Here is a 26,384-nt window from a genome sequence, read left to right on the forward strand (position 1 = left end):
GTCCACCCACGCAACAAATGATGGCAATGTGCACCTCGCGCGCTATTACTTATATAAGCAGCCTTGCGGCCGATATAAGTAGAGTCGTGGCCGATTCAACTCGTCGAGCGGCCCTATGCGCCCCCATGCCAAGCCACTACACTCGCACGCGAACCCTATAAAGAGGTCTTACCGGTGACACCACTCATGATCACCCTGCTAGTCATAGCCGGGATCGCACTATTGATCGCCATTGGCTACATGAACCATGTGGTGGAAAACAATAAGCTGGAAAAGGCCCGTACCAAGGTTGAACTCAACGACCGTTTGCGTCGCTGTGGCGAAATCACCGAGACCTTCCCCGGTCAGTTGATGACACCAGCGCTCAAGCTGCTGCTGACCCGTCTGGAGCTGAACGTCTGCCAGCGCCTGCTGAACCTTGAGAAAACCAGTGCATCGGTCAAGGCACGAATCGCCGAGCTGAACACCCTGGTTGCCCAAGGCGAATCGATCCCGGTGAACAACCCCCGGCACCGATCCAGACCGAGGCCAAGGCCAAGGACGTGCGCTTCCTGCTCGAAGCCTTGCATGGCCAGATCACCCGCGCTGCTCAGGACGGCTTCTTGCCGACCAATGAAGCCAAGCGCTGGATCCGCGAAGTGCGCCACATCCTGGTGCTGCTGCACATCGAGTTCTTCAACAACCTCGGCCAACACTCCCTGCAACAGAACCAGCCTGGCCAGGCTCGCCTGGCGTTCGAACGCGGCGTGCAATACCTGCGCAAGCAACAAGAACCGCAGATATACGCCGAACAACTCGAATACCTGGAAAAACTCCTGGCTCGCGCCAACGCCCAAGTCATGGACAAAACTGCCCCGGCAGAAGGCGAGGTCAACCAATTGACCGAAGGCCTCAAAGACGTCGAGGCCGATGCCGACTGGAAGAAGAAAGTGATTTACGACTGATTGGAAGAAAAAAGAGCCACCGAGAGGTGGCTTTTTTTGCCTTGGATTTGATGGGGGAAGATCAAAGGATTGCAGCCTTCAGCGCCCACAGAAACCATTGCACTAACAATAGATTGATAGGCCTTCAGTGCGCCTTCGCGAGCAAGCTCAACTCCTACAATGGGGGTGAGTACATCCGAGGGAGATTGGTCGGCTGTCAGGCCGCCTTCGCAGGCAAGCCAGCTCCCACAATTGGACCGAGTGCATCCGAAAGATATGGGTCGGCTGTCAGGCAGCCTTCGCGGACAAGCCTCGCTCCTACAAAAGCAGAATCAAAAGCAGAGCGGCGTACACCCACCCGCTCCTCACCACTCATTAGGCCGAGCGTTAGCTCGCCTGCTCTTGATCTTGCTCTACCCGCCCCTTCGGGAGGCTGAGTGGAGGTGTTCATCTGGGGGGTGGGCGCGTAGCGCCGTTCGACGAAGTCGAACACATCGAGAGGAGGTCGAAGCGAAGCCGACCGTAGGCAATGCCCCCAGATGAATACCGAAACGAAGGCACGCCGAGCCTAAGCGAGGGGCCGGACGCCGGGGCGAGACCTTTTGGTTACTTTTGGGGCGTTTGCCAAAAGTGACCCGCTGTAAGAGCGGAACCATAAGAAGCCGTTACCGCAACAAAGGATATGTACTCAACCAACAAGAACCTGGTCGGCCCTAAGGCCGCCAAGTCAACGCGTCAAAGTCGAAAATGCCCGACCATCCCCTTAAGCTCAACCCCCAACTGCGCCAACTCAATACTGGACGCCGCATTCCCCCGCATCGCCAACGAAGACTGATCCGCACTCGCACGAATACTCGTCACACTGCGATTAATCTCCTCAGCCACCGAACTCTGCTCCTCGGCCGCCGCCGCAATCTGCTGGTTCATCTGCTGAATCAACGACACCGCCGCCGCAATACTCCCCAACGCACTCTCAGTCTGCAGCGCATCACTGACCGCCAACTTAACCAACTCACCACTGTTCTGAATCTGCCGTACCGACGACTGCGCCGCCGAACGCAAGGCACTCACCAACCGCTCGATCTCCTCAGTCGATTGCTGAGTACGCTTGGCCAGCGCCCGTACTTCGTCGGCCACCACCGCAAAGCCCCTGCCCTGCTCACCCGCCCGGGCTGCCTCGATGGCCGCGTTGAGGGCCAACAGGTTGGTCTGCTCGGCCACGCTTTTGATCACGCTGAGCACCGTGCCGATGTTCTGGATCTCCGCACTCAGGCTCTCGATACTGGAACTGGCCGAAGTCGCCGAATCCGCCAGTTGCTCGATCCGCGCCATGCTCTGGCGTACGACCTGCTGACCACTCTCGACCTTGTCGTCCGCGGTCTGCGCCGCCGTCGGCGGCTTCCTCCGCGTTACGGGCGACGTCATGCACCGTGGCGGTCATCTGATTCATTGCCGTGGCGACTTGCTCGGTTTCTTCTTTCTGGCTGCTGACTTCCAGGTTGGTCTGCTCGGTCACCGCTGACAGCGATTGCGCGGAACTGGCCAACTGTTCGATGCCGGCCTGCAAACCACTGACGATACTGCTCAGGCCTGCGCCCATCTGTTGCATGGCCTGCATCAACTGACCGATTTCGTCGCGGCGGGTTACTTCAACCGTCGCACTCAAATCACCCGAGGCAATCTGCTGAGCGACACGAATCACACTGCGCAGCGGCGCCACAATCAACCGGGTAATCACCCACGCCGCGATCAGCCCGACCAGCAGCGCCAGCGCCGAGGAGCCAATGATCAACAACGAGTTCTTTTTCAGCTCGGCCTGCATCGCCCCGTCTTCAGCCACGTAGGCCTGATCCACCCGCTCCACCACTTGAGCGGCGCGCTGGTGCAGTTGCTCATAGACGGTTTTTTCCTGGGCCAGGAGGCCGGTGTACTCGGTGAGTTTGTCACTGAAACTGGCGATATGACCGGTCACTTCATTGAGGACAGTCTGGTAACCCTCGTCCTTGACCGTGGTTTTCAGCTGCTCGGCCTGAGCCAGTGCCTGGTCGGCCTGCTCGATCTTGCCCTTGCCGGCGCTGTCGTCGTCACCCTTGCGGCTCTGGTCGAGGCGCACACGGGCCTCATTCATGGCCTGCAACATCAACCGTGACACTTGGCTGACCTGATTGGCCTGCTCAATGAACTGCGAACCATCCTTGCCCTCGGACTCCTTCAAGGCATAGGCGCCATCGTCTGCGAGGCCGGCCTGCAATACATCGAGGTTATTGGCCACGCTGGACACCGACCAACTGGCCATTTCCAGGGCCAGGTCCTTGGCCTGGGTCAATGAGACAAATTCGTCGAAGGCCTTGCGATAGGCACCAAGCGACTGCTCGACATCGTTCATGACCGGCACGTTGAGCGCCGACTGCGCCTTCAACTGAGTCGCCAGGGCAATCAGCGCATCAACCCCCTGATGCAGCGCATCGGCGGTTTTCGGGTTGCCGTGCAAGGCGTACTCCTGCTCTAGCAAACGCACCTTGAGCAAGCCGCTGTTAAGCGATGACATCTGCTTGAGCCCGTCGAAACGCTGACTGATGGTTCGCAGGGACCATACGCCAATGGCTGCCACCAAGGCTGTCAACAACAGCACCAGGACAAACCCGACACCCAGTTTTTTTGCCATACCGAGGTTGGCAAAACGTCCTTGCACGGCCGAAATCATTGCTCGTAGTCCCCTGCCAAAGTCTGTAGATGGAGATTCGCAACGGGCCTGTGTCAACACAAGTCTCTGGCGTCGGAATAATGGCAAAAAGCTACGCCTACGTCGTTTTCAGAACGTTTTAGGTCGATCCACAGCGGTGGCCTGAAAAAACCGCCGGGCACGCGGATCGCAGGCACTGGCGACATTGATCCGTTGCCAGTCATTGGCTTCACCGGTCGGGCTGAATGCCGTAGGAGAAGACAGCAGCACACCGAAACGCCGCGCCTGCACGCGCAGCTGAGCGTAGTCGGACATCGGCGGTCGCGCCCAGATGAACAAGCCTCCGGCAGGCTTGCCGAAGACTTCCCACTCGGCATCTTCGAGCAACTGCAACGCCGCAACCCGGTCCATGCTCAGACGCTGACGCAGGCGTTGTACCAATTTGCGATAGGCACCTGAGGCCAACAACCCGGCCAGCACCGACTCGCAAAACCGCGAGCCGCCCATGCTGCTGATCATCTTGACCTCGGCCAGCCGTGAAATGAGCCCGGCACCCGCCACCACAAACCCCACCCGCAATGAGCTGCTGAGGGTCTTGGAAAAGCTGCCGACGTAGATCACCCGGGCGTCGTCATCCAGCGCGGCGAGGCGTGTGCCCGGACCATGGTGCAAATCCGCATAGACATCATCTTCGATCACCAGCACGCCATGGGTTTTGCACAGTTGCAGAACCCGCTGCGCCACTGCCGGCGTCACGCAACTGCCGGTGGGGTTGTGGTGGTAGCTATTGATGAACAAGGCTCGAGGATTGTGTTTGATCAACAACCGCTCGAGCGCTTGCGTGTCGGGCCCACGCGGCGTGCGGGGCACCTCGAGCATGCTGACCCCGTGCAGCCGGAGCAAATCGAACAGATGAGAAAAACCGGGGTTTTCCACCACCACGCAGTCCCCCGGCCTGAGCAAGGTCCGCACAATCAGGTCGAGCCCTTGGCTGGCGCCGACCGTGGTCAGGACACAACTGTCGTCCACCTCGATATTGAGCGGCTTCAAGCGCTTGAGGATCTGCTGACGCAGCGCAAGCAAGCCCAGTGGCGTGCTGTAGTTGAACAGACCGGCCATGTCGGTACGGGCCACCTGACGGATCGCGTAACTGAGGTCGTCGGTTTCGCGCCAGCTTTCGGGCAGCCCGCCACACCCCAGCATCAGCTCACCCGACAGACTGTTGCTGAAATCCGTTTGCATCGCCTCCGCGCCTTCGAACCTGGGAAGATCCCACGCATCCGGCACCACCGGTGCTGATGCGGCGACAAAGAACCCCGAACCATGACGCGAGGCCAGGACCCCTTGGGCGACGAGGCGCTCACAGGCTTCAACGACACTGGATTGACTGAGCAAATTGATCCGCGCGATGTGTCGCACAGAAGGCAAGCGAGTCGCGGGCGGCACTTCGCTTTGACGGATCCAGCCCGCGAGTCCGTCGACGATTTGCTGTACGACGGGCACCATTGCCTGTCGATCAATTCTCAATTCCATGAGCAAGCCAACTCCTGTCCATTTTGCTGACAGCAGTTAATCACAGGAACACTCGTTCGGCTGTGCGACAACACCGCCAAAACCGCCGGTTCTAACCATTTGAAACACATTGTCCGGGGTCTTCACGGAACCTGTGGGAGCGGGCTTGCTCGCGAAGGCGGTATAACAGTCAACAGAAGTGTTGAATGCCAAGCCGCCTTCGCGAGCAAGCCCGCTCCCACACGGTTCGCGTTAGCAACATTCAGAATGCAGTGACGCCACCATCCACGGCCAGCGAATGCCCGGTAGTGAAGGCCGCGCCGTCACTGCACAGATACAGCACCGCGCTGGCGATTTCCTCGACCTTGCCGATGCGACCTACCGGGTGCATGGCATTGGCGAACTCACCCTTCTTCGGGTCAGCCTCATAGGCGCGACGGAACATGTCGGTGTCGATCACCGCCGGGCACACTGCGTTTACGCGGATCTTTTTCTTTGCATATTCAATGGCGGCCGATTTGGTCAGGCCGATCACCGCGTGCTTGGAGGCGGCGTAAATGCTCATCTTCGGCGCAGCACCCAGGCCGGCTACCGACGCAGTGTTGACGATCGCCCCGCCGCCCTGGGCCAGCAGCAACGGCAACTGATACTTCATGCACAACCAGACGCCTTTGACGTTGACGCCCATGATCGCGTCGAACTCATCGATCGTGCCGTCGGCCAGCTTGCCTTTTTCGATCTCGATACCGGCGTTGTTGAAGGCATAGTCGAGACGGCCGTAGGTATTCACCACTTCGTCCATCAGATGTTTTACCTCGCTTTCCACGGTGACGTTGCAGCGCACGAAGGTCGCTTCGCCGCCCGCCGTGCGAATCAGCGCTACCGTGCCTTCGCCGCCCGCCGTGTCCAGATCGGCAACCACGACCTTCAACCCTTCAGCCGCAAAGGCCTGGGCGGTGGCGCGGCCAATACCGTTGGCGGCACCGGTCACAACGGCTACCTGGCCGGAAAACGTCATGCTCATTGTTATGTCCTCGAAGAGAAGAATGCGGCGCGATTGCGTGCTTGCAGTCTAGCCACAGGGGCCTGCCGCGCGGCAGCACTATCAGAAGGCCGGTTGAGCGCCCATGAATCGCAGTGATAGAAGCGACCGCCCGACTATCACTGCACTGGATCGACCTGCATTCGCCGCATCAGCCAACCTTGCGGCATCAGCCATGAAGGTCTATCAACAAAGCTTCATTCATCTTGAGTGCCTGTCATGACTACCCAGACCAATCGCCAGTTCCTGCTCGCCAAACGCCCGGTAGGCCCGGCGACCCGCGAAACCTTCACCTATCAAGAAGTACCGGTCGGCGAACCGGCCACGGGTCAGATCCTGGTCAAGAACGAATACCTGTCCCTGGACCCGGCCATGCGTGGCTGGATGAACGAGGGCAAGTCCTACATCCCGCCGGTCGGCCTGGGTGAAGTAATGCGCGCATTGGGTGTAGGCAAAGTGATTGCGTCGAACAGCCCGGGCTTTGCGGTGGGCGACTACGTTAACGGCGCCCTGGGCGTTCAGGATTACTTCCTCGGCGAGCCGCGAGGCTTCTACAAGGTTGATCCGAAACTGGCGCCACTGCCGCGCTACCTGTCGGCGTTGGGCATGACCGGCATGACCGCCTACTTCGCTCTGCTCAACGTCGGCGTACCGAAGGCCGGCGACACCGTAGTGCTGTCGGGCGCGGCAGGCGCGGTGGGGAGCATTGCCGGGCAGATCGCCAAGATCAAGGGCTGCCGCGTCATCGGCATTGCGGGCGGCGCCGACAAGTGCAAGTTCCTGATTGATGAACTGGGTTTTGACGGGGTCATCGACTACAAGAACGAAGACGTGGTCGCCGGGCTCAAGCGCGAATGTCCGAAGGGCGTGGATGTGTATTTCGATAACGTCGGCGGCGATATTCTCGATGCTGTACTGAGTCGCCTGGCAATGAAAGCGCGAGTGGTGATTTGCGGCGCCATCAGCCAATACAACAACAAGGAAGCGGTCAAGGGCCCGGCCAACTACCTGTCGCTGCTGGTCAATCGCGCACGGATGGAAGGTTTTGTAGTGATGGACTACGCCGCGCAATTCACCGCCGCCGGACACGAAATGGCCGGCTGGATGGCCAAGGGGCAGTTGCAGAGCCGGGAAGACATTGTGGAAGGACTGGAGACGTTCCCCGAGACGCTGATGAAGTTGTTCAGCGGGGAGAATTTCGGGAAGTTGGTTCTGAAGGTTTAACCCGATATTTCAAAGCACCACAAAACCAATGTGGGAGCGAGCTTGCTCGCGATAGCGGTGTGTCAGACAACATTGATGTCGACTGACATGCCCTCATCGCGAGCAAGCTCGCTCCCACATTTTGATCTTCAGCGTTTGGTCAGGCGATTTCGGCTACAACCGCCGCCAACGCCTTCGCCGGATCCGCCGCCTGGCTGATCGGACGGCCGATCACCAGATAGTCGGAACCAGCATCCAGCGCCTGACGTGGGGTCAGGATGCGGCGTTGATCGTCCTGGGCGCTGCCCGCCGGACGAATCCCCGGGGTGACCAGTTGCAGCGACGGGTGGGCCGCCTTCAGGGCCTGGGCCTCCAGGGCCGAGCACACCAGACCGTCCATCCCGGCTTTTTCCGCCAACGCGGCCAGACGCAGCACCTGCTCCTGCGGCTCGATATCCAGGCCAATAGCCGCCAGATCCTCACGTTCCATGCTGGTCAGCACGGTCACGCCGATCAACAACGGCTTGGGGCCGGTACGCTGGTCGAGCACTTCACGGCAGGCTGCCATCATGCGCAAGCCGCCGGAGCAGTGCACGTTGACCATCCACACGCCCATTTCCGCCGCAGCCTTGACCGCCATCGCGGTGGTGTTCGGAATGTCGTGGAACTTGAGGTCAAGGAACACTTCGAAACCCTTGTCGCGCAAGGTGCCGACGATTTCCGAGGCGCAGCTGGTGAACAACTCTTTACCGACTTTGACCCGGCACAATTTAGGGTCCAACTGGTCGGCCAGCTTCAGTGCGGCGTCACGGGTGGGGAAATCCAGGGCGACGATGATAGGAGTCTGGCAGACGGACATGTGCGGGCTCTCAGGCAGGACGAAATCGGCGCGCATTGTAGCGGAACCAGCGCCGCTGCGGGACCCGATGATCGGTAATTCGTCGTCGCAGCTCAAGCAAGACTAGCCCTTTGGCCAATTGCTGTCTCAGCCGGATACACTCACGACACGCCCACAACATCCTTCATCGCTACCCTCGGGAGCCGCAACACGCCCTTACAGCACTTCCCGCCTTCGGGCAGGACGCCTATGCTGAAGCCACAACCTCGCAGCCCATCTTTGTGGTTGGCAGCCTACCTGGCAGATGAACGCACGCATGCAAAACACCCCTGCACCTGTGAACGACGATCAAAAAGCGCCCGGCGACGACAAACGCTGGAGCATTCGCGCCCTGATCGTCGACGATGACGTCCCGATCCGCGAATTGATGATCGACTATCTGGCCCGGTTCAATATCCACGCCAGCGGCGTCACCGATGGCGCAGCCATGCGTCTGGCGCTGCAAGCGGAACATTTTGACGTGGTGGTGCTCGACCTGATGCTTCCCGGCGAGGACGGCTTGTCTCTGTGCCGTTGGCTGCGTGCCGAATCGGACATCCCGATCCTGATGCTCACCGCGCGCTGCGAACCCACCGACCGGATCATCGGCCTGGAACTGGGCGCCAACGACTACATGGCCAAGCCGTTCGAGCCACGGGAACTGGTGGCGCGGATTCAGACCATTCTGCGTCGGGTGCGCGACGATCGTACCGAACAGCGTGCGAATATTCGATTCGACAACTGGCGCCTGAACAGCGTTTTGCGCCAGTTGATCGCCGCCGATGGCCTGGTGGTGCCACTGTCCAACGCCGAATTCCGCCTGCTCTGGGTGTTCATCGAACGTCCGCGCCGGGTGCTCAGTCGCGAACAATTGCTGGATGCTGCTCGTGGTCGTTCGATCGAAGCCTTTGATCGCAGCATCGACCTGCTGGTGTCGCGCCTGCGCCAGAAACTCGGGGATGACCCCAAGGCACCGCAGTTGATCAAGACCGTTCGCGGTGAGGGTTACCTGTTCGACGCGAGGGACATCGGCTGATGCGTGCGCGCTTCGATACGCTGTTCGGCCGCCTGTTTGGTGTGTTGCTGATCGCGATCATCCTGGCGCACCTGTTGGCATTTTTCTGGTTTCACCATTACGGCCCGCCTCCCCTCCGCCGCCACCTGGGTTCTCCGAGAACTTCGACGGGCAACAGCCGCCGATGGACCCGCGCTTCCAGAAACGGCCACCACGGCCCTGGTTCGGCGGCCCGTTGGTGCCGCTGACCTTTCAGCTGATCTCACTGGTCATCGCGGCCTGGTACGGCGCCAAACTGCTGAGCCGGCCGATTCAACGCCTGAGCGATGCGGCCGAACGCTTGAGCGAGAACCTCGATAGCCCGCCACTGGACGAGTCCGGCCCCCGGGAAGCACGGCAAGCAGCCCACACCTTCAACAAGATGCAGCGACGCATCATCGAGCAAGTGCAGCAGCGCTCTCGGATGCTCGGTGCGGTGTCCCACGACCTGCGCACCCCGCTGTCGCGACTCAAGCTGCGACTGGAACAAATCGAAGACGACAAGCTACAAGGCCAGATGCGTCAGGATCTGGACGACATGATCGGCATGCTTGACGCCACCCTCACCTACCTCCACGAACAGCGCACCAGCGAGGCCCGCCAGTGGATGGACGTGCAGGCACTGGTGGAATCCCTGAGCGAAAACGCCCAGGACCAGGGCGCCGATGTTCAGGCCAGTGGTCATTGCGCACCGCTGCAAGTCCAGCCCATGGCCCTGCGTTCGTGCATAAACAACCTGATGGACAACGCCCTGCGTTATGCCGGGCAAGCACTGATCACCCTCGAAGACAGCCGTGGGCAACTGGTGATCCGGGTAATCGACCACGGGCCAGGGATTGCAGAAGACAAACGCGAAGCGGTGTTCGAGCCATTCTTTCGGCTGGAGGGTTCACGTAACCGCAACTCCGGTGGCGTCGGCCTGGGCATGACCATCGCCCGGGAGGCGGCGGAACGCCTGGGCGGGCAACTGAGCCTGGAAGAAACCCCCGGCGGCGGCCTCACTGCGGTCATTCGCCTGCCCCGCACCTAAGCCCAACACCTATCCAATGTGGGAGCGGGCTTGCTCGCGAAAGCGGTGTATCAGTCAACATGGATATCGACTGACACACCCTCTTCGCGAGCAAGCCCGCCCCCACAGGGTTTGCTTCAGCCTGACGACTGTGTACCAACCGGTACAAACGCCACATACCCACGACAACTTGCCCCTTGAGGCTGCATAAGCCGGTGCACTCACCGGTTTTCCATCCCAAGGAGTGAGCCCAATGATCGGTAGCGTTAGCAGCAGCAACACGAGCTATACCAGCACGAGCACCAGCAGCACGTCGGCCAACGCCGCGCGCCGTGCACAGTTCCAGAAAGAGCTGTTCACCAAGCTCGACACTAATGGCGACGGTAAGGTCAGTCAGGACGAGCTGAAGACCGCCCAGGCAGAGAAACCCAACAGTCGCCTGTTGGCCGACCTGAGCAAGAATTTCACCAGCCTGGACAGCGACAGCAGCGGCAGCCTGAGCAGTGAAGAAATGGCCGCAATGGCGCCGCCGGCACCGCCCGCGCAGGATCAAGCGCCTAACACTGATCTGGCTGACGCGATCCTCGGCGCTCTGGATGCCAACGGCGACGGCAACCTCAGCAGTGCGGAACTTAGTAACGGCCTGACCAATGCCGGCAGCAGCGCCGACAGCAGCGCAATTTTCTCGGCCCTGGACAAAAACCAGGACGGCACCGTCAGCAAGGACGAACTCGCCGCCGCCCTCAGCCCTCCGCCACCGCCACCGCCGCAGCAGGCATCCAGCGATCAGTTGTTCAGCCAGCTCGACACCAACAACGATGGAAGTATCAGCGCCACCGAACTGAGCAGCGCGTTGCAGGCCAGCACCAGCAGCTCATCGACCGCTACGTCGAACGCCACCGACACAAGCGCCGCATTAATGAAGATTCTTGACCGCGACAACAGCGGTGGCGTCAGCAACTATGAACTCAAAGCCGCCATGCAAGCTGGCCGCGAGAAAAACAGCGACAGCTCCACCGCTCAGTCGAACGTCAGTGCAGCCCTGGACAAAATGATCGCCAGCCTGAGCCAGCAGTATTCGCTCGACAACGTAGCGAGCGCGGGCAAGAACCTGAGCGTCGCGACCTAAGCCAAAAGCTTCGCGGGCAAGTCGGATCGCCGCACCGCTCGCTCCTACAGGTTTTTGTTGTATCGCGATGAGGCGAACAACGCATGACCTGAAGGAGCGAGCGGTGCGGCGATCCGACTTGCCCGCGAAGAGGCCATCACAGACACAGAAAAGCCCACTGACCTTCACAGGTTCAGTGGGCTTTTCAAGATCAAAAGATCGCAGCCTTCGGCAGCTCCTGCATAAGTAAATCAGCGGCGATCTTCGACCCGCGCCTGGCTTTTGCTCCAATCGGTCAACAGGCTGTAAGCCACCGCCAACAACGTCGGGCCGATGAACAAACCGATAAACCCGAACGCGATCAACCCGCCAAACACACCCAACAGCACAATCACCAACGGCAAATTTCCGCCGCGACTGATCAGGTATGGCTTCAGCACGTTGTCCACGCCACTGATGATGAACGTCCCCCAAATCCCGAGGAACACCGCCAGCCCGTACTCGCCCTTCCACGCCAACCAAGCCGTGGCCGGGATCCAGATCAGTGGCGGCCCCATCGGAATCAGGCTCAACAGGAACGTCACGATCCCCAGCACCAACGCACCAGGAACCCCGGCGATCAAGAAGCCGATCAATGCCAGAATCGCCTGGGCCGCCGCGGTGCCGATCACACCGTTGACCACCCGTTGCACCGTCCCGGCGACCAGTTCGATGTAGTACCCGGCGCGGTCACCGATCAACCGCTCCAGCAACCCATGGACAAACGCCGCCAATCGCGGCCCGTCACGGTAGAAAAAGAACACGAAGACAATGCTCAACGTCAGTTCGAGAATCCCGCCGCCGATCTGCGCACTGCGCGCCAGCAACCAGTTGCCGACCTGCCCCAGATAAGGTTTGACCGCCAGCATCATCGCCGCACCTTGCTCATCAATGCTGTTCCAGACACCCACCAGGCGTTCACCGACCAAGGGAAGTGTACCCAGCCAGGCCGGCGCTTCCGGCAGGCCGTCGACCTGCACATCCTTGATAAACACCGTGGCATCGCGCACGTGATCCGCCAGGTTGAACCCCAGCCACACCAACGGCACCGCCACCAGCAACATCCAGCACAGGGTCAGCAACGCCGCCGCCAGGGATTCACGGCCATGGAGCCAACGGGTCAGTAAACGCATCAGCGGCCAACTGGCGAACGCCAATACCGCGCCCCAGAACAATGCCGACCAGAACGGCGCCATCACCCAGAAGCTCGCGCCAAACAGCACCAGGAGCAGAATCTGCACCAACAGCCGATCGTTATTGAGCATGTAAGGTCTCGAAAAAGTCAGTTCGCAAAGAGTAGGCGAACGCGCGGGACGCGTTCGCCTGATGCAGCTTATCGCAACAATTCGATGTGCAGCCCAGCACCTTCGACGTTGCCGGCTTCCATCCGCGCCGCACGCACGCCCTGGGCGATCAGCGATTGGCGCCAAGCCTCGGCTTTAGGCCCGGAAACACTGACTCGCAGCGTAGTGTCCAGGTTCAAACCGCGAGAAATCAAACGCAGCCAGGTGTCGTCGGGATCGGCACTCAGTTTCGGGAAATCGAGCTCACCGGTGCTTTTGAGCTGGCGAAGCAAGGTCGCGGACGTTGGCAACAAATCCCCCAGCGGCGCGGCGGCTTCAAATTGCTCGACGTGCAGGTAGGCTTTGCGATTGCCGCGAGTGATGCTGTAGAGCGCCACCAGCGAATTGTCCTTGGGTGCCGCCAGCCGCAGCAACAAGTAAGACTGTTGATCGTCGGCGCCAAACAGCTTGGCGTTGCCGAAGACTTCATTGGCCCACAGGCTGCTTTCGCCGCAATCGCGGGCCTGGCACCAGAACAGCAGTTCGGCGCCCTGCTTTTGCAAGGCTTCGCGCGCAACGGTAAACGCTTCGGTGGCGGAATGTTCCGGCGGTAGCTCGTAGGTCACCGAGGTGGTTTGCCCGCGGGCGCTGACCTGGCCGTCGAAACGCAACTGGCCGCTGATCTTGCGGATCGAGCCCAGCGGATAAATCCGCTCAAGATCCACCGGTGGGCGAAAGTCGACGATCTGCGCATCGGCCAGACGCGGCACAATGGGCAAGTCCTGACTGCCCGGCACATCGGCGGCAAACAATAAAGGGCTGAAACAACACAACGCCAGCAGACTGAGTGATCGCATGGGCAGGCTCATCGGATCAGCATGGCCTGGGCACCCTTGACGATACTGGCGTCATCGACGTACTCCGGCACCAACAAACCACGCTGTACCGCCGGGCGTGCTTCCATGGCTGCCAGCCAACGCTGCAAGGCCGGCAAGCCTTCGACTTCGACCCCGGACCAGTCGTGACTACGCACCCACGGGAAGGTCGCGATGTCGGCAATGCTGTACTCGCCGGCCAGAAATTCCACAGTTTGCAAACGCGTGTCGATCACTTCGTACAGGCGCCGGGTTTCATGCTGGTAGCGGTCGATGGCGCCCTGAAGTTTTTCCGGAAAATAACGGAAGAACACGTTGGCCTGGCCCTGCATCGGGCCGATGCCACCCATCTGGAACATCAGCCACTGCAACACCACCGAGCGCCCCTTGGGGTCCTTGGGCATGAGCTGGCCGCTCAGTTCAGCGAGGTAAATCAGGATAGCGCCGGATTCGAACACGGCGAAATCGCCGTTGGCGCGGTCGACAATCGCCGGAATCCGGCCATTGGGATTGATCTTGAGGAAGTCCGCGGACTTCTGTTCCTTTTGTCGAAACTCAAGGCGTGCACCGTATAGGGCAGGCCGAGTTCCTCGAGCACGATAGAGACCTTGTGGCCATTCGGGGTCGCAGCGGTGTAGAGATCTATCATGGTTGTCTCCCATTTCAACCCGCCCAGCCTCGACAGTTGCCCGGCGCAAGTCAAGGAACGGCGAAGAACCGATTGAAACAGTCTGCGACAAGGTCGGCGCCGGGTTCGTCATTCAGGTGCAAATGATGGCCGCCGGGCAGCTGTTCACGGCTAAAGGGTAGACGCTCCAGCAACTCGGGATGTTTGGCGAGCATGCCGTCAGCCGCGACCACCAGTTTCGCAGGACAACTGATGCGCTGGACGAAGGCCATCGCTTGTTCTTGTGTCAGACGCAGCGGCGATGGCAGCGTCAGGCGGTTGTCGGTGCGCCAGGTGTAACCACCCGGCACCGGCATCAGGCCCCGTTGCGCCAACAGTTCGGCGGCTTCGCGACTGACCGCCACCAGGCCTTTCATGCGCGCTTCGATGGCGCGGTCGAGGGTGCTGTAGACCGGTTTGCGTTTCTCCCGCAGATCCAGTTGCGCTTGTAGGGCCATGCCCATGCGTTCGGCGGCGTTTTCACCTTTATCTGTCGGAGGAATCACGCCATCGATCAAGGCCAGATGCGTGACACGCTCAGGCATCGACCCGGCAATAATCAATGAAGCAATCGCGCCCATGGAGTGCCCCATCAGCGCAAACCGCTTCAAACCCAGCTGTTCTGCGACTTGTAACACGTCGTGGGCGTAGTCCCACATCGCGTAGCCGGCGCCAATCGGACGATGCCCGGAATGACCGTGACCGGCCATGTCCAGCGCAATGATGCGCAAGCCTTTGAGCTTGGGCGCCAGCCGGGCAAAGCTGTTGGCGTTGTCGAGCCAGCCGTGCAAGGCAATCACCGGCAGACCGTCCTCGGGGCCGAACAGGTGCGCCGCCAGCTCGATGTGCGGCAGGCTCAGGCGGACTTCTTCGACAACGTGGCTCATGCGCAATCCTGTTGGTGGCGACCGTCCCAGCGACTGAACAGATCCTTCAGCAGCGTGGCGGTGTCCTGCGGACGTTCGAGGGGAAACATGTGGCCGCCGGGCATGGTCAGCGACTCGCCCAACGGCATGCGCCCGACAGAGCTGACGTGGTGACGCATGACCACACGGCTGTTACGTCCGCGCACCACCGCCAGTGGCACTTTCAACTGTCGTGCACGGCCGGGGCTGGTGTGGGGCACGCCACGGTAGATGCTGATTTCCGTGGCCGGATCGAAGCGCAGGCGCAGCTTGTCGCCGACCTTGTGCAAGCCGTGCTGCAAGTAGGCGTCGAAGCATTCCGGGTCAAAACCGCGAAACAGGGTTTTGCCGGCAAAATAACTGCGTGCGCTGTCCAGATCGGCAAACTCTTCGCGCCGGCCCAAGGTGCGACCGGCCGGGGTCAGGCGATCAATGAAACCAAAGCGCTTGGCGGCGAGGATCACCCATTGATCGGCACGGGTCAGTACCGGCGAATCGAGCATCACCACACCGCGATACAGCTCGGGGCAACGCAGGGCCGCGTGCAAGTGCAGCACGCCGCCAAAGGAGTGGCCGACGCCCCAGACTGGTTCTGGTTGCTGCTTGAGGTGATGGATCAGTTCGTCCACCAGGTTGTACCAGTTGTCATCCGCCGGGAAGCGCGGATCATGGGCGTGCTGCTCCAGATGCGTCACCTGATACTCAGGTGCCAACGCCGCGAACAACTTGCCGTAGGTCCCCGAAGGAAAACCATTGGCGTGGGCGAAAAAGATCTGCTGCGACATACCGGTCAATCCATGGGCGAGAAACATGGGGTTGATTGTCCGCAAGACGCCGTCCTACAGCAATGACCGTAACTGACAGGAATGATGACAGTCCGGCCAGAGCTATAACCCATTAAGCATTCACGCATAACCCTGTGGCGAGCGAGCTTGCTCGCGCTCGGTTGCGTAGCAGCCGCAATACCGGCGAACGCGGAACATCTGGGGAGCGATGGTGCCGGGGTTGGCGCCGCTTCGCGACCCAGCGGGAGCAAGCTCCCTCGCCACAGAACTCCGTCTGCAGATAAAACGTCGTTTAACGCGTCGGAGGATTCTCACCCAACGGCACCACAGCCATGGTCAACCGCGAAACACAACTGGCCTTGCCTTCATCACTGCTCAACCGAATATCCCAAACATGCGTGGTGCGCCCAATGTGAATCGCCTTGGCCACCGCCGTCACCCGCCCGCTGCGCAAGCCGCGCAAATGGTTGGCGTTGATTTCCAGGCCCACGCAGTAAAACTTGCTGGCATCGATGCACAGGTAGCTGGCCATCGAGCCGACGGTTTCGGCCAGCACCACCGAGGCGCCGCCGTGCAGCAAACCGTAAGGCTGGTGCGTGCGATGGTCGATGACCATGCTCGCGGTCAGGGACTCGTCGTCGAAGGCTTCGAAGCGGATATCCAGCACTTCGCCGATGGTGTTTTTCTGGATCGCGTTCAACTGTTCGATGTTGGGAGCGGTACGCCAAAGACTCATCGCCGTTTTTCCTTTGTTGGTTTTGTTCGTCACTCAATCCTGCCACAGCACCGCTTCGTTGCGCTCGCTCCATTCTTCGAAACGGGCGCCATACGCGGCTTCGATGACGTTGCGCTTGATCTTCAGGGTCGGGGTCAGAAAACCGTTTTCCACCGCCCAACTGTCCTTGACCACCACTAACCGGCGCAAGCGCTCATGCTTGTCGAGGACGGCGTTGACCTCTTCCAGGAGTTTTTCCAGGCTGGAATGCAAACCCGCGCGCGCCGTGCCAATGGCATCCTGCTGCCCGACTGCCGAGAGCACGCACAACCCTAGCGGCGCACTCAGGCCATCGCCGACCACGCATACCTGCTCGATCCGCGAATGCACCGCCAGGCGATTCTCGATGGGTGCCGGAGCCACGTATTTTCCTTTGCTGGTTTTGAAGATTTCCTTCAGGCGCCCGGTCAAGCGCAGGTTGCCTTCGGCATCTTGTTCGCCCTTATCGCCGGTACGCAAAAAGCCGTCCTCGGTGATGGTTTCGGCGGTTTTTTCCGGTTCCTTGAAGTACCCGAGCATGGTCGCGCCGCTGCGCACCATGACCTCACCGGACTCGGCAATCCGCACCTCGACCTCGGGGCAGGGCTTACCGATCCAGCCGGGTTTGTTCTCACCCGATCGGCCGATGTGCGAGTAACCACAGCTTTCGGTCATGCCATACACCTCCAGCACATCCAGCCCCAGTTTGCGGTACCACAATAACAAGGTCTGCGGCACAGGAGCCGCACCGGACAGCGCGATGCGCAACGCATCCAGCCCCAACCCGGCGAGGACTTTGTGCCCTACCCGCTTGCCGATAATCGGCAGGCCAAGCAGGAAATCGAGGCGCTTTGCCGGAATCTTGCTGTACACGCCCATCTGGAATTTGGTCCAGATGCGCGGCACGCCAAATAGCGCTGTCGGCCGGGCGCGCTGCAAGTCGGTGAGGAAAGTGTCGAGGCTCTCGGCAAAGAACACGGTTTGCCCGGTATAGATCGACGCGAGCTCAACGAACATCCGCTCGGCAACGTGGCACAGCGGCAAGTAGGACAACAACCGATCCGACTCATTGAGGCCAAACAACTGCGTACCACGGGTGGTGGCGAACCCCAGATTGCCGAAGCTGTGCATCACGCCTTTGGGCAGGCCAGTGGTGCCGGAGGTGTAAATGATGGTCGCCAGCTGATCGGCGGCGGGTTTCGGGTCGTCCTGGATCGGCGAGCTTTTTTGCAGGTCGTCCCAACTGAAATCAAAGGTGCCGGGCGGATGCAATGGCAGGCTGATGGTCGGCAGGTCGGGGCTGACGCCACGGGACATGCCGGGCCAGTCATCGAGTTTGCCGATGAACGCCAGCGCGGCTTCGGAGTGAGTCAATACTTGAGCCACGGACTCGGCAGTGAGGTTGGGGTACAACGGCACCGACACATGCCCGGCCATCCAGATCGCCAGGTCAGCGATGATCCAATGGGCGCAGTTTTTCGAGATCAGGGCGATGTGACTGCCTTGCGGCAATTCCCGGGCGCGCAGCCAGTGAGCGGCGCAGCGAGCCTGATGGCCGACGTCGGCCCAGGTCAGCGTCTCGACCTGGCCACCGCCCACCGGCTGCACCAAAAAGCGCTGGCGGGGATGACGGGCTTCACGCTCGTAGAACACGTCCAGCGGCAAACGAAAGGCAGCAGACATAAGGCTTGCTCCTGATTTTTTGGTCTGGAGCAAGCGTAGTCAACCAAGCAAGTGCTTGGTTGACTATTTCACACAAAAAATCAGGTACACCGCAAAACAATGTGGGAGCGGGCTTGCTCGCGAATGCGGAGGATCAGTCGACATAAATGTTGCCTGACACACCGTATTCGCGAGCAAGCCCGCTCCCACATTAGTCCTGCGCTCACCGAGCTATGGGTGTTTGATACCGTTGAGCTTCATCGCCCCGGCCAGCGGCAAGTCGCCTTCCAGCTCGGCCAAGCCAGCGGTTTTTACCGCTTCCGGCTGCTGCACATGACCGTGCTGCAAGTAGCCCAACAAGTTGCCCACCAACGGGTTATGGCTGACCAGCAACGCGTAATCCACCGACACCAACTGCTCCGCCACCGCTTGCGGGCGGTTGTCGGGGGTCAGCCACTCGACGGTACGAATCTCCGGTTCAAAGCCCAAGGCCTCACGCACCAACTGCGCAGTCTGCTGTGCTCGCAGGTAAGGGCTGGCGTAGATCGCGCTGATCGGCTGACCGATCAACTCGGCAGCGCTGCGCAGCGCCTCTTCACGACCGTGGGCGGTCAGTGCCCGTTCGGAATCGGGACGCGAGCCATAAGGCTCGGCTTCACCGTGACGCAATACCCAGAGTTTCATAGCTTGGGTTCCTCATCTCGAACCGGATGCGGAGCAGGCGCCACCACATGCGGCGCTTCACCTTCCGGTGTACGCGGCGCCGGCCAGTCGGCGAACGGCCAAGGTTTCTGGTCGCTGTGAAAGCTGCCGAAACGACCGATCTGCGCCAGGAACTGGCTCAGGCTGTCGCCGAAGTTCATCAGGCTGGCGCTCGGGGCGCCATAGATCAAACGATAGATCAACTGCACCAGCACTACCGCGCCGAGGATGAATTGCGCCACTTGCCAGACCAGCAAGAAGACGATCATCCACAACACCCGCAGCAGGATGGATTCGTACTTGGCTTCTACTTTCGGATCGTTCATGTCTCGTTCTCCCTGCCCGTAGATTAAGGATTCAGTTGAAACCGCTGGTGGAGATAAAGTCGACGTCGGTTTTCGGCTCGGCACGCATTAGCAGCCCGATCACCTGCTCAAGCGTGCGCCCTTCGAACAAAATCGCGTGCAGGCCGGCGACCAGTGGCATGTACACGCCCACTTCCTGAGCCTTGGCCTTGAGCACTTTCAAGGTGTTCACACCTTCGGCGACTTCGCCCAGGCGCGTCACCGCGTCTTCCAGGCTCAAGCCCTGGCCGAGGGCGAACCCGACCTGGTAGTTACGGCTTTTCGGCGACGAACAGGTGACGATCAAGTCGCCCACGCCCGCCAGTCCGAGGAAGGTCATCGGGTTGGCACCCTGATTCACCGCAAAACGGGTCATTTCCGCCAGCGCCCGAGTGATCAGCATGCTCTTGGTGTTTTCGCCCATGCCCAGCGCCACCGCCATGCCGGCAATGATCGCGTAGACGTTTTTCAACGCGCCGCCCAGCTCTACGCCGAAGCGATCGGCACTGGCGTACACGCGAAAGGTGCGACCGTGCAGCGCTTCCTGCACCCGCACGCACAGCTCTTCGTCTTCACTGGCGACGACAGTGGCGGTCAGCGCATGTTCGGCGATTTCACGGGCCAGGTTCGGCCCGGACAACACGCCAATACGCGCTTGCGGAGCGATCTCTTCGAGGATCTCGCTCATCAGTTTGAACGTGTGGGCTTCGATGCCCTTGGTCAGGCTGACCAGCAGCTTGCCGCTCAAACGATTGGCAAAAGGGACCAATACCGAGCGTAGCGCGCTGGATGGCAGTGCGACGAAGCACAGGTCGCAGGCTTCCAGAGTGGCTTGCAGGTCAGTGACTGCCGTAACACCCGGCAGAATCTTGATGCCTTTAAGGTAACGCGGGTTCTCGCGATTGACCCGAATGGCCTCGGCCTGCTCGGGGTCACGCATCCACTGCAAGACCTGATGTCCGTTCTCGGCCAGAAGATTAGCCACGGCGGTACCAAAACTTCCGCCTCCCAGGACCGCAATTGGGCGCTGTTCAGTCATATGCAATCCGTTAATCCATACCAGTGGCGATGCCAGCATTATACGGAGCGGCCCAGTGGCGGCCAGCCCCTGCGTCAATTACCGGCACTTGTAGGAAGAAGACCAATAAAACCGAGGAAAATGCCCCTAACGTGACTGGAAAAGTCACTGAGCTCGGTTAACATGCGCGCCAATTAATCGCTATCAAGGCTGTGTTGTGTCTTTTGGCCCGCCCTCACCTCGCTCGCCGCTGCTTCTGGCGCTGGTCTTCAGCCCGGCATTGCTGGCCGACGATCTGTTCCTGGACAGTGAAACGTTGCCGCAAGTGCTGACAGCCACGCGATTGAAGCAGTCGCCAGCGGCGGTGCCAGGCAGCATGACGGTGATCGACAGCGAACTGATCAACGCCAGCGGCGCCCGGGACATCAGCGAATTGCTGCGACTGGTGCCGGGCATGATGGTCGGCAACATTACCGGCAATCAGCCAGCGGTGAATTACCACGGCACCAACGCCAGCGAAGCCCGGCGTATGCAGGTGTTGATCGATGGCCGTTCGGTGTACCGGGCCGGCCTGGCCACAGTGGACTGGAGCGATATTCCGGTGGCCATGGAAGACATCGAACGTATCGAAGTCTTTCGCGGCCCGAACACCGTCAGCTATGGTGCCAACGCGCTGATGGCGGTGGTCAACATCATCACTCGCAACCCCGCCGACAGCCATGGCACGCGGCTGAAAGTCACCCAGGGCCAGCGCGGCATCAATGACTTTTACGCCAGCCAGGGCACCGGTTGGGACGGTGGCGATTTGCGCCTGTCACTTTCCGGCCAGCAAGACGATGGCTTCGACTCGGACCGCACCGGCGCCGATTACCGCGACAGCCGACGCTTGAACCGCTTCAATCTCGCGGTCAGCCAGACGCTCAACGACAGTCAAAGCATCGACTGGCAATTGAACGCCAAGGACGGGACCAACCAGCGCCCCTACACCTACCGCCCGGTGTTTTCGGGGATTACCGCTGCCGGGAACAATTCCGACGTGATCGCCAAGGATTACGCCGGCTCGCTGCGCTGGAATCTGGACATCAATCCCGAGCACAGCCTCTATATCCAGGGCTCGGCGCAACACTGGGATCGCCAGCAGACCTGGCGCGCCTGCGACGCCGAAGTGTCGTTCAGCCCACAACTGACTGATCTGTGGCAACTCAGCCCGAACTATGCCGAACGCCTGGCGCGCAACATGGAGCGCTACACCGGCCCCGGCGCACCGGCCGGCAGCCCGGCTGAACGCGCATTGGGCAATCAGGTGCTGGACCAATGGAGAAACGGCGCCCGGCAAACCCTGTGCGGCGACATTGACCAAAGCGCCCGGGAGTCGCGCTATGACCTCGAACTGCAAGACACCCTGAGCCTGTCCGATAGTCTGCGACTGGTCAGCGGCATGAACTATCGTTACGACCGGGCAGACTCCGAGACCTACTTCAATGGCACGCTCGACGACACCACCTGGCGTACGTTCGGTCAACTCGAGTGGCGCGCCAGCGAACACTGGCTGCTGCAGGGCGGTGCCATGTTCGAAGACTCGAAGCTGACCGGCAACTCGCTGACGCCACGGGTAGCGGTCAATTATTTGATCAACCCGCGCCATGGCCTGCGCGCGGTGTATTCCGAAGCGATCCGCTCCCCGGACATGTTCGAGAACAATGTGAACTGGAGTTATCAGGTGACCAACCTGCGGCCCAGCGCCTATGGCCAGACCAGCGCCCGCTACTTTGTGAAGACCCGCGGCCCCGGCGACCTCGACAAGGAGCGCATGCGTTCACGGGAACTGGGCTACAACGGCTACTTCGCCGAACTGGGCCTGGCGGTGGATGTGAAGCTGTTCTACGACGAAATCACCGGCATGATCAGCGAGCCGTTGCGCAACAATCAGTACATTGCCAGCAACGCCAACAACTCGCGGTTCAGCGGGACTGAAACCCAGCTCGACTGGCGCCTCAGCAACGCCGATCGCCTGCGCCTGACGTATGCCTACGTCGATGCCAAGGCCAGCAACCCGCTGGACCAATTGCAGACGGCGCGTAACAGTGGTTCCGCCGGTTGGCTGCGCAATTGGGGCCGGGGCTGGAACAGCGCGCTGTTCTATTATGGTGACGACGCCCTCAACGGCTACCGCTTCGAACGGCTCGACACACGCATCGCCAAACGCATCGGCCTGGGCAAGGCCAACCTGGAACTGGCAGGCGTGTTGCAGCAACGCCTCGACAATCAACCCACCACCTTCGTCGACAATAATTACGACGAACGCCGAGTGCTCTACTTCAGCGCGGAGCTGGCGTTTTAGATGCAGCCTTCGTCACGGAAGACGCCAACCCTTGGCCGCCTGCTGGCCGGGTTGTGCCTGGCCGTCAGCGGCCTGCTGTGCAGTCTGCCGGTCAGTGCCGCGGACATTCTGTTGACCGGCGCCGAAGACAGCCCCGGCGTGCAATCCTTCACCCAGGCCCTGAGCGAGTTACGCCCCTCCGACAGCGTGCGCTTCAAGCTGCTGGCCAGCCTGCCGGCGCCGGGCAAACTGCCCAGCGACACGCGCTTGATCCTGCTCGATTTGCCGAGCCTCGACTGGCGCCTGCAAGACAGCCAGGGCCCGGCGACACTGGTGCTGCGCATCAGCCGCCTGCAAGCGCGGCAACGGCTGAACAATCTGCTGCCATCCCATTTGAGCCTGCTGTGGAGCGATCCGCCGATTGAGCGGCAATTGCGCCTGACCCGGCTGATCCTGCCCCAAGTCCGTCGGGTCGGCGTGCTGTATGACCGGCACAGCGAATTCCTTTTGAAAGAACTGCGCCTGGCCGCCCTGCCCCTGGGCCTTGAGATCGTCACGCAACGTTGGGAAAACACCAGCGACAGCCGTCCATTGCAGGCGTTGCTGAAAAACAGTGACGTGCTGCTGGGGCTCGACGACCCCGACCTGTACAACCCCAAAACCGCGAAAAATCTGTTGCTCAGCAGCTACGCGCGGCAGATGGCGCTGATCGGCCCCAATGCCGGTTTCGTCAAGGCCGGCAGCCTGGCCAGCACTTACAGCGACCAGAGCGACTGGCTGGCGATTCTCGACGACTTGCTCGACCAGTCACCGGCCAGTTGGCCACGCACGCTCTACCCCAAACACTTCAAAGTCTTAAGCAACCCGCAAGTGGCTCGTTCATTAGGTATTGAACAGATGGATGAAGCATCGGTCGCAAGCCAGTTGGCCGAAGGAGAACGCCGCCCATGACCTTCCGCCGTTGGGACATCAACACCCGGACCCAGATCATCAGCCTCGGCCCTGCCCTGCTGTTGACCTTGCTGCTGATCAGTTTCTTCACGTTCGTACGGATCCAGGACCTGCGCCAGGAGCTCAACCACACCGGTCAACTGATCGCCAACCAACTGGCACCGGCCACCGAGTACGGCGTGATCTCCGGCAACAACGATGTGCTGGAAAGCCTGCTCAAGGCCACGCTTGCGACGCCCAACGTGCGTTTTCTGGAAGTCCAGGACAGCGCCAACCGCATTCTGGTGTACGTCGAGCAACCGTCGGAGTCGCACACCCGTTCGCAGCAAGTCGAAGTGTTCCAGGCGCCGGTGCGGTTGCAACGCATCGCGCTGAACAATGACTTCTTCCAGAACACCCGCACCTCGGTCAGTGCGCCGAGCGAGGACTACCTGGGGCGAGTGATCGTCGGCCTGTCCAACGACGCCTTCAGCCAGCGCCAGCAAGAAATCCTGTTCAAGGCCGGGATCCTCGCGCTGTTCGCCCTTCTGTTTACTTTCCTGCTGGCCCGGCGCCTGGCGGGCAGCCTGTCGCAGCCGATCCGCGACATCGGCAACGCGGTCAAGGCGATCCAGAAAGGCGACTACACCACGCCCCTGCCGATCGTCGATGACACCGAGCTGGGCGCCTTGTCGCAACACATCAACAACCTCGCCGAGGGGCTCGAACAGGCCAGCCGCGAACAGCATCAAGCGATGGCGCAGCTGATCCAGACCCGCGAAGAAGCGGAAAAGGCCAACAACGCCAAATCCGACTTCCTGGCGATGATGAGCCACGAACTGCGTACGCCGATGAATGGCGTGCTGGGCATGCTGCAACTGTTGGAAACTACTGACATGACCGAGGAGCAGGTCGAATACGCGGCGCTGGCCTCGGAGTCCACCGAACACTTGCTCAAGGTCATCAACGACATTCTCGACTTCTCGCGCATCGAACGTGCAGAGCTGGAACTTGAGCATATTCCGTTCAACCTCGCGGACCTGATCGGCAGTTGCGCCCAGTCTTTCCTGCACAGTGCCGCGCAACGCAAACTCGACCTTGAGCTATTGATCCCTGAAGACATGCGCGCCTTGCAGGTTCAGGGCGACCCGACGCGGATCCGGCAGATTCTGGTGAACCTGATCGGCAACGCATTGAAATTCACCGAACAGGGTCGCGTAACCATCGAGCCGCAGTGGCAATCGCTGGATCACGATCTGTTGTGGTTTACCTGCACCGTGCGTGACAGCGGCATTGGCATTTCGGCCGAAAGCCTGGAATTAATGTTCAACGCGTTCCAGCAGGCCGACAGTTCCATTTCAAGACGTTACGGCGGCACCGGGCTCGGTTTGCCAATTGCCCGCACCCTGGCCGAGCGCATGGGTGGCACATTGCGGGCCCAGAGCGAAGAAGGTCGCGGTTCGGTGTTCACCCTGGAAATCCCCCTCGCCCTTTATAAACAGGCGCTGCCGGAACTGGCGCCGCCGCGGGTACCGACAGGCAATGGCAATGGCGAAGGACGCAATGTGCTGCTGGTGGAGGACAACCCGGTCAACCAGACTGTTATTGAGGCCATGTTGCGCAGCTTGGGCTTTACTGTGAGTGTCGCCACCGATGGCGCGCAGGCGGTACGCAGTGCCGAGAGTCTGATTTTCGAGGCCATTTTGATGGACTGCCGATTGCCGATCATCGACGGCTATGAAGCCACCCGACAGATCCGCCAACTGCCCGGCGGCCTGGACGTGCCGATCATCGCCCTGACGGCCAATGCCTTGCAGGGTGACCGCGAAGCGTGCCTGTCGGCGGGCATGAACGATTACCTGGCCAAGCCCTTCAAACGGACTGATCTGCAGCAAATTCTGCAACGATGGGTGCAGTAGAACTGTCCTTTCGGCTATCTGCGACTGGCGTGAAAGGCGAAAGTGCGGCAGTCTTAGGCACCCGAACAGGCCCGAAAAGGGGCTTGAATAATAATTTCAGTGCACAAGTGTACATTCATGTCCTTGGTGCTGTGACTTTCACCACAACGCAATAGTCTATGAGTAGGCTGTCGACTCGAGGCATGAATGCTTCGATCGGCCGGGAAGATTCGCCCCACCTGCCGCACGGGACTATTGAGGAGCTCGCATGACCAAACAAAACGCCTTTACTCGGGAAGACCTGCTGCGCTGCAGTCGCGGTGAGCTGTTCGGCCCAGGTAACGCGCAACTGCCCGCGCCTAACATGCTGATGGTGGATCGCATCACCCATATCAGCGAAGAGGGTGGCAAGTACGGCAAAGGTGAATTGGTCGCCGAGCTGGATATCACTCCGGACCTGTGGTTCTTCGCCTGTCACTTCGAAGGTGATCCGGTGATGCCGGGCTGCCTGGGCCTCGATGCCATGTGGCAACTGGTCGGTTTCTTCCTCGGCTGGCAGGGTCTGCCGGGCCGTGGTCGTGCGCTGGGTTCGGGCGAAGTGAAGTTCTTTGGTCAGGTCCTGCCGACCGCCAAAAAAGTTACGTATAACATTCAGATCAAGCGTGTCCTCAAAGGCAAGCTGAACCTCGCTATCGCCGATGGTTCGGTCAGTGTCGACGGCCGCGAAATCTACACCGCCGAAGGCCTCCGGGTCGGCGTGTTCACCTCCACTGAAAACTTCTAAGGGTTAT

At 60.5% G+C, this 26,384-nt stretch carries 20 protein-coding genes and 4 pseudogenes; 9 read left to right on the top strand and 15 right to left on the bottom strand.

The genetic code is table 11. The features are described from left to right. Positions 1–186: 186 nt before the first annotated feature. A pseudogene (locus RHM58_RS33670) lies at positions 187–944 on the top strand (hypothetical protein). A gap of 714 nt (positions 945–1,658) precedes the next feature. Here RHM58_RS33670 and RHM58_RS34280 read toward each other — a convergent pair. From RHM58_RS34280 to RHM58_RS33685, 4 genes and pseudogenes are all read right to left on the bottom strand, one after another. Beyond that, positions 1,659–2,348 (bottom strand): methyl-accepting chemotaxis protein, encoded by a 690-nt coding sequence (locus RHM58_RS34280; RefSeq protein ID WP_416195291.1) that lies wholly within the window; start codon positions 2,346–2,348, stop codon positions 1,659–1,661. Between the two features lie 220 nt (positions 2,349–2,568). Further along, positions 2,569–3,627, bottom strand: a pseudogene (locus RHM58_RS34285) (methyl-accepting chemotaxis protein); the annotation flags it as partial. 108 nt (positions 3,628–3,735) lie between these two features. After that, positions 3,736–5,139 carry a PLP-dependent aminotransferase family protein gene (locus RHM58_RS33680; RefSeq protein WP_201256105.1) on the bottom strand — a complete coding sequence of 468 codons (1,404 nt, stop codon included), beginning with the start codon at positions 5,137–5,139 and terminating at the stop codon, positions 3,736–3,738. 241 nt (positions 5,140–5,380) lie between these two features. After that, positions 5,381–6,142 carry an SDR family oxidoreductase gene (locus tag RHM58_RS33685; RefSeq protein ID WP_201191566.1) on the bottom strand — a complete coding sequence of 254 codons (762 nt, stop codon included), beginning with the start codon at positions 6,140–6,142 and terminating at the stop codon, positions 5,381–5,383. 237 nt (positions 6,143–6,379) lie between these two features. On the opposite strand from RHM58_RS33685, the gene RHM58_RS33690 reads away from it, so the two are divergent. Next, positions 6,380–7,384, top strand: a complete 1,005-nt coding sequence (locus RHM58_RS33690; RefSeq protein ID WP_201205807.1) for an NADP-dependent oxidoreductase — start codon at positions 6,380–6,382, stop codon at positions 7,382–7,384. Positions 7,385–7,523: 139 nt separating this feature from the next. On the opposite strand, the gene pyrF is transcribed toward RHM58_RS33690, so the two are convergent. Further along, positions 7,524–8,222, bottom strand: a complete 699-nt coding sequence (pyrF, locus tag RHM58_RS33695; protein WP_201256106.1) for an orotidine-5'-phosphate decarboxylase — start codon at positions 8,220–8,222, stop codon at positions 7,524–7,526. Positions 8,223–8,517: 295 nt separating this feature from the next. Here pyrF and RHM58_RS33700 point away from each other — a divergent pair, with 295 nt between their 5' ends. The 3 genes and pseudogenes from RHM58_RS33700 (at position 8,518) to xopAW (ending at position 11,432) form a co-directional block, all read left to right on the top strand. Next, positions 8,518–9,276 (top strand): response regulator, encoded by a 759-nt coding sequence (locus tag RHM58_RS33700; protein WP_322269342.1) that lies wholly within the window; start codon positions 8,518–8,520, stop codon positions 9,274–9,276. Next, a pseudogene (locus tag RHM58_RS33705) lies at positions 9,276–10,324 on the top strand (sensor histidine kinase). The gene RHM58_RS33700 and the pseudogene RHM58_RS33705 overlap by 1 nt, the downstream one beginning before the upstream one ends. Positions 10,325–10,556: 232 nt before the next feature. Further along, positions 10,557–11,432, top strand: a complete 876-nt coding sequence (gene xopAW / locus RHM58_RS33710) for a XopAW family type III secretion system calcium-binding effector (protein WP_201256107.1) — start codon at positions 10,557–10,559, stop codon at positions 11,430–11,432. A 230-nt stretch (positions 11,433–11,662) separates the two neighbouring features. On the opposite strand, the gene RHM58_RS33715 is transcribed toward xopAW, so the two are convergent. The 10 genes and pseudogenes from RHM58_RS33715 to RHM58_RS33760 form a co-directional block, all read right to left on the bottom strand. Then, positions 11,663–12,715 carry an AI-2E family transporter gene (locus RHM58_RS33715; RefSeq protein WP_201256108.1) on the bottom strand — a complete coding sequence of 351 codons (1,053 nt, stop codon included), beginning with the start codon at positions 12,713–12,715 and terminating at the stop codon, positions 11,663–11,665. Between the two features lie 68 nt (positions 12,716–12,783). Continuing rightward, positions 12,784–13,590, bottom strand: coding sequence for a DUF4892 domain-containing protein (locus RHM58_RS33720; RefSeq protein WP_201205818.1), 807 nt, complete (start codon positions 13,588–13,590; stop codon positions 12,784–12,786). An 8-nt stretch (positions 13,591–13,598) separates the two neighbouring features. After that, positions 13,599–14,257 (bottom strand): annotated as a pseudogene (locus RHM58_RS33725) (glutathione S-transferase family protein). A 50-nt stretch (positions 14,258–14,307) separates the two neighbouring features. Beyond that, entirely contained in the window at positions 14,308–15,162 is an 855-nt protein-coding gene (locus RHM58_RS33730; protein WP_201205820.1) for an alpha/beta hydrolase, read from the bottom strand. After that, positions 15,159–15,965, bottom strand: coding sequence for an alpha/beta fold hydrolase (locus RHM58_RS33735; RefSeq protein WP_322269345.1), 807 nt, complete (start codon positions 15,963–15,965; stop codon positions 15,159–15,161). The genes RHM58_RS33730 and RHM58_RS33735 overlap by 4 nt, the downstream gene beginning before the upstream one ends. A gap of 292 nt (positions 15,966–16,257) precedes the next feature. Further along, positions 16,258–16,701: a hotdog fold thioesterase gene (locus tag RHM58_RS33740; RefSeq protein ID WP_201205824.1), complete on the bottom strand. Its 444-nt coding sequence runs from the start codon at positions 16,699–16,701 to the stop codon at positions 16,258–16,260. A gap of 33 nt (positions 16,702–16,734) precedes the next feature. Next, a complete protein-coding gene (locus tag RHM58_RS33745; protein WP_201256110.1) occupies positions 16,735–18,402 on the bottom strand; it encodes an AMP-binding protein in 1,668 nt (555 codons plus the stop codon). Positions 18,403–18,612: 210 nt separating this feature from the next. Further along, a complete protein-coding gene (gene sixA, locus RHM58_RS33750; RefSeq protein WP_201256111.1) occupies positions 18,613–19,065 on the bottom strand; it encodes a phosphohistidine phosphatase SixA in 453 nt (150 codons plus the stop codon). Beyond that, positions 19,062–19,409, bottom strand: coding sequence for a DUF4389 domain-containing protein (locus RHM58_RS33755; RefSeq protein WP_201205830.1), 348 nt, complete (start codon positions 19,407–19,409; stop codon positions 19,062–19,064). The genes sixA and RHM58_RS33755 overlap by 4 nt, the downstream gene beginning before the upstream one ends. 31 nt (positions 19,410–19,440) lie before the next feature. Further along, the gene (locus tag RHM58_RS33760; RefSeq protein ID WP_201205833.1) at positions 19,441–20,466 is read right to left on the bottom strand and encodes an NAD(P)H-dependent glycerol-3-phosphate dehydrogenase; all 1,026 of its coding nucleotides are present in this window, start codon (positions 20,464–20,466) and stop codon (positions 19,441–19,443) included. Between the two features lie 196 nt (positions 20,467–20,662). Between RHM58_RS33760 and RHM58_RS33765 the strand changes: the two genes are divergently transcribed. From RHM58_RS33765 to fabA, 4 genes are all read left to right on the top strand, one after another. After that, positions 20,663–22,786, top strand: a complete 2,124-nt coding sequence (locus tag RHM58_RS33765; RefSeq protein WP_322269346.1) for a TonB-dependent receptor plug domain-containing protein — start codon at positions 20,663–20,665, stop codon at positions 22,784–22,786. Further along, positions 22,787–23,716, top strand: a complete 930-nt coding sequence (locus RHM58_RS33770; RefSeq protein WP_201205838.1) for an ABC transporter substrate-binding protein — start codon at positions 22,787–22,789, stop codon at positions 23,714–23,716. It begins immediately after the preceding gene. Continuing rightward, entirely contained in the window at positions 23,713–25,614 is a 1,902-nt protein-coding gene (locus RHM58_RS33775; RefSeq protein WP_201256112.1) for an ATP-binding protein, read from the top strand. The genes RHM58_RS33770 and RHM58_RS33775 overlap by 4 nt, the downstream gene beginning before the upstream one ends. Before the next feature lie 247 nt (positions 25,615–25,861). Then, positions 25,862–26,377 carry a 3-hydroxyacyl-[acyl-carrier-protein] dehydratase FabA gene (gene fabA, locus RHM58_RS33780; RefSeq protein ID WP_042560484.1) on the top strand — a complete coding sequence of 172 codons (516 nt, stop codon included), beginning with the start codon at positions 25,862–25,864 and terminating at the stop codon, positions 26,375–26,377. The last annotated feature ends 7 nt before the right edge of the window (positions 26,378–26,384 follow it).

This window comes from Pseudomonas sp. 10S4 (assembly GCF_034344865.1).
In the GTDB taxonomy this organism is placed as follows: Bacteria; Pseudomonadota; Gammaproteobacteria; order Pseudomonadales; family Pseudomonadaceae; genus Aquipseudomonas.

Bases quoted from the DNA above. Each gene is read 5' to 3' on its own strand.
- sixA (WP_201256111.1), bottom strand. From the start codon at position 19,065: ATGAAACTCTGGGTATTGCGTCACGGTGAAGCCGAGCCTTATGGCTCG.
- RHM58_RS33715 (WP_201256108.1), bottom strand. From the start codon at position 12,715: ATGCTCAATAACGATCGGCTGTTGGTGCAGATTCTGCTCCTGGTGCTG.
- pyrF (WP_201256106.1), bottom strand. From the start codon at position 8,222: ATGTCCGTCTGCCAGACTCCTATCATCGTCGCCCTGGATTTCCCCACC.
- RHM58_RS33730 (WP_201205820.1), bottom strand. From the start codon at position 15,162: ATGAGCCACGTTGTCGAAGAAGTCCGCCTGAGCCTGCCGCACATCGAG.
- RHM58_RS33685 (WP_201191566.1), bottom strand. From the start codon at position 6,142: ATGAGCATGACGTTTTCCGGCCAGGTAGCCGTTGTGACCGGTGCCGCC.
- RHM58_RS33720 (WP_201205818.1), bottom strand. From the start codon at position 13,590: ATGCGATCACTCAGTCTGCTGGCGTTGTGTTGTTTCAGCCCTTTATTG.
- RHM58_RS33745 (WP_201256110.1), bottom strand. From the start codon at position 18,402: ATGTCTGCTGCCTTTCGTTTGCCGCTGGACGTGTTCTACGAGCGTGAA.
- RHM58_RS33760 (WP_201205833.1), bottom strand. From the start codon at position 20,466: ATGACTGAACAGCGCCCAATTGCGGTCCTGGGAGGCGGAAGTTTTGGT.
- RHM58_RS33770 (WP_201205838.1), top strand. From the start codon at position 22,787: ATGCAGCCTTCGTCACGGAAGACGCCAACCCTTGGCCGCCTGCTGGCC.
- xopAW (WP_201256107.1), top strand. From the start codon at position 10,557: ATGATCGGTAGCGTTAGCAGCAGCAACACGAGCTATACCAGCACGAGC.
- RHM58_RS34280 (WP_416195291.1), bottom strand. From the start codon at position 2,348: ATGACGTCGCCCGTAACGCGGAGGAAGCCGCCGACGGCGGCGCAGACC.
- RHM58_RS33700 (WP_322269342.1), top strand. From the start codon at position 8,518: ATGCAAAACACCCCTGCACCTGTGAACGACGATCAAAAAGCGCCCGGC.
- RHM58_RS33755 (WP_201205830.1), bottom strand. From the start codon at position 19,409: ATGAACGATCCGAAAGTAGAAGCCAAGTACGAATCCATCCTGCTGCGG.
- RHM58_RS33775 (WP_201256112.1), top strand. From the start codon at position 23,713: ATGACCTTCCGCCGTTGGGACATCAACACCCGGACCCAGATCATCAGC.
- fabA (WP_042560484.1), top strand. From the start codon at position 25,862: ATGACCAAACAAAACGCCTTTACTCGGGAAGACCTGCTGCGCTGCAGT.
- RHM58_RS33735 (WP_322269345.1), bottom strand. From the start codon at position 15,965: ATGTCGCAGCAGATCTTTTTCGCCCACGCCAATGGTTTTCCTTCGGGG.
- RHM58_RS33740 (WP_201205824.1), bottom strand. From the start codon at position 16,701: ATGAGTCTTTGGCGTACCGCTCCCAACATCGAACAGTTGAACGCGATC.
- RHM58_RS33680 (WP_201256105.1), bottom strand. From the start codon at position 5,139: ATGGAATTGAGAATTGATCGACAGGCAATGGTGCCCGTCGTACAGCAA.
- RHM58_RS33690 (WP_201205807.1), top strand. From the start codon at position 6,380: ATGACTACCCAGACCAATCGCCAGTTCCTGCTCGCCAAACGCCCGGTA.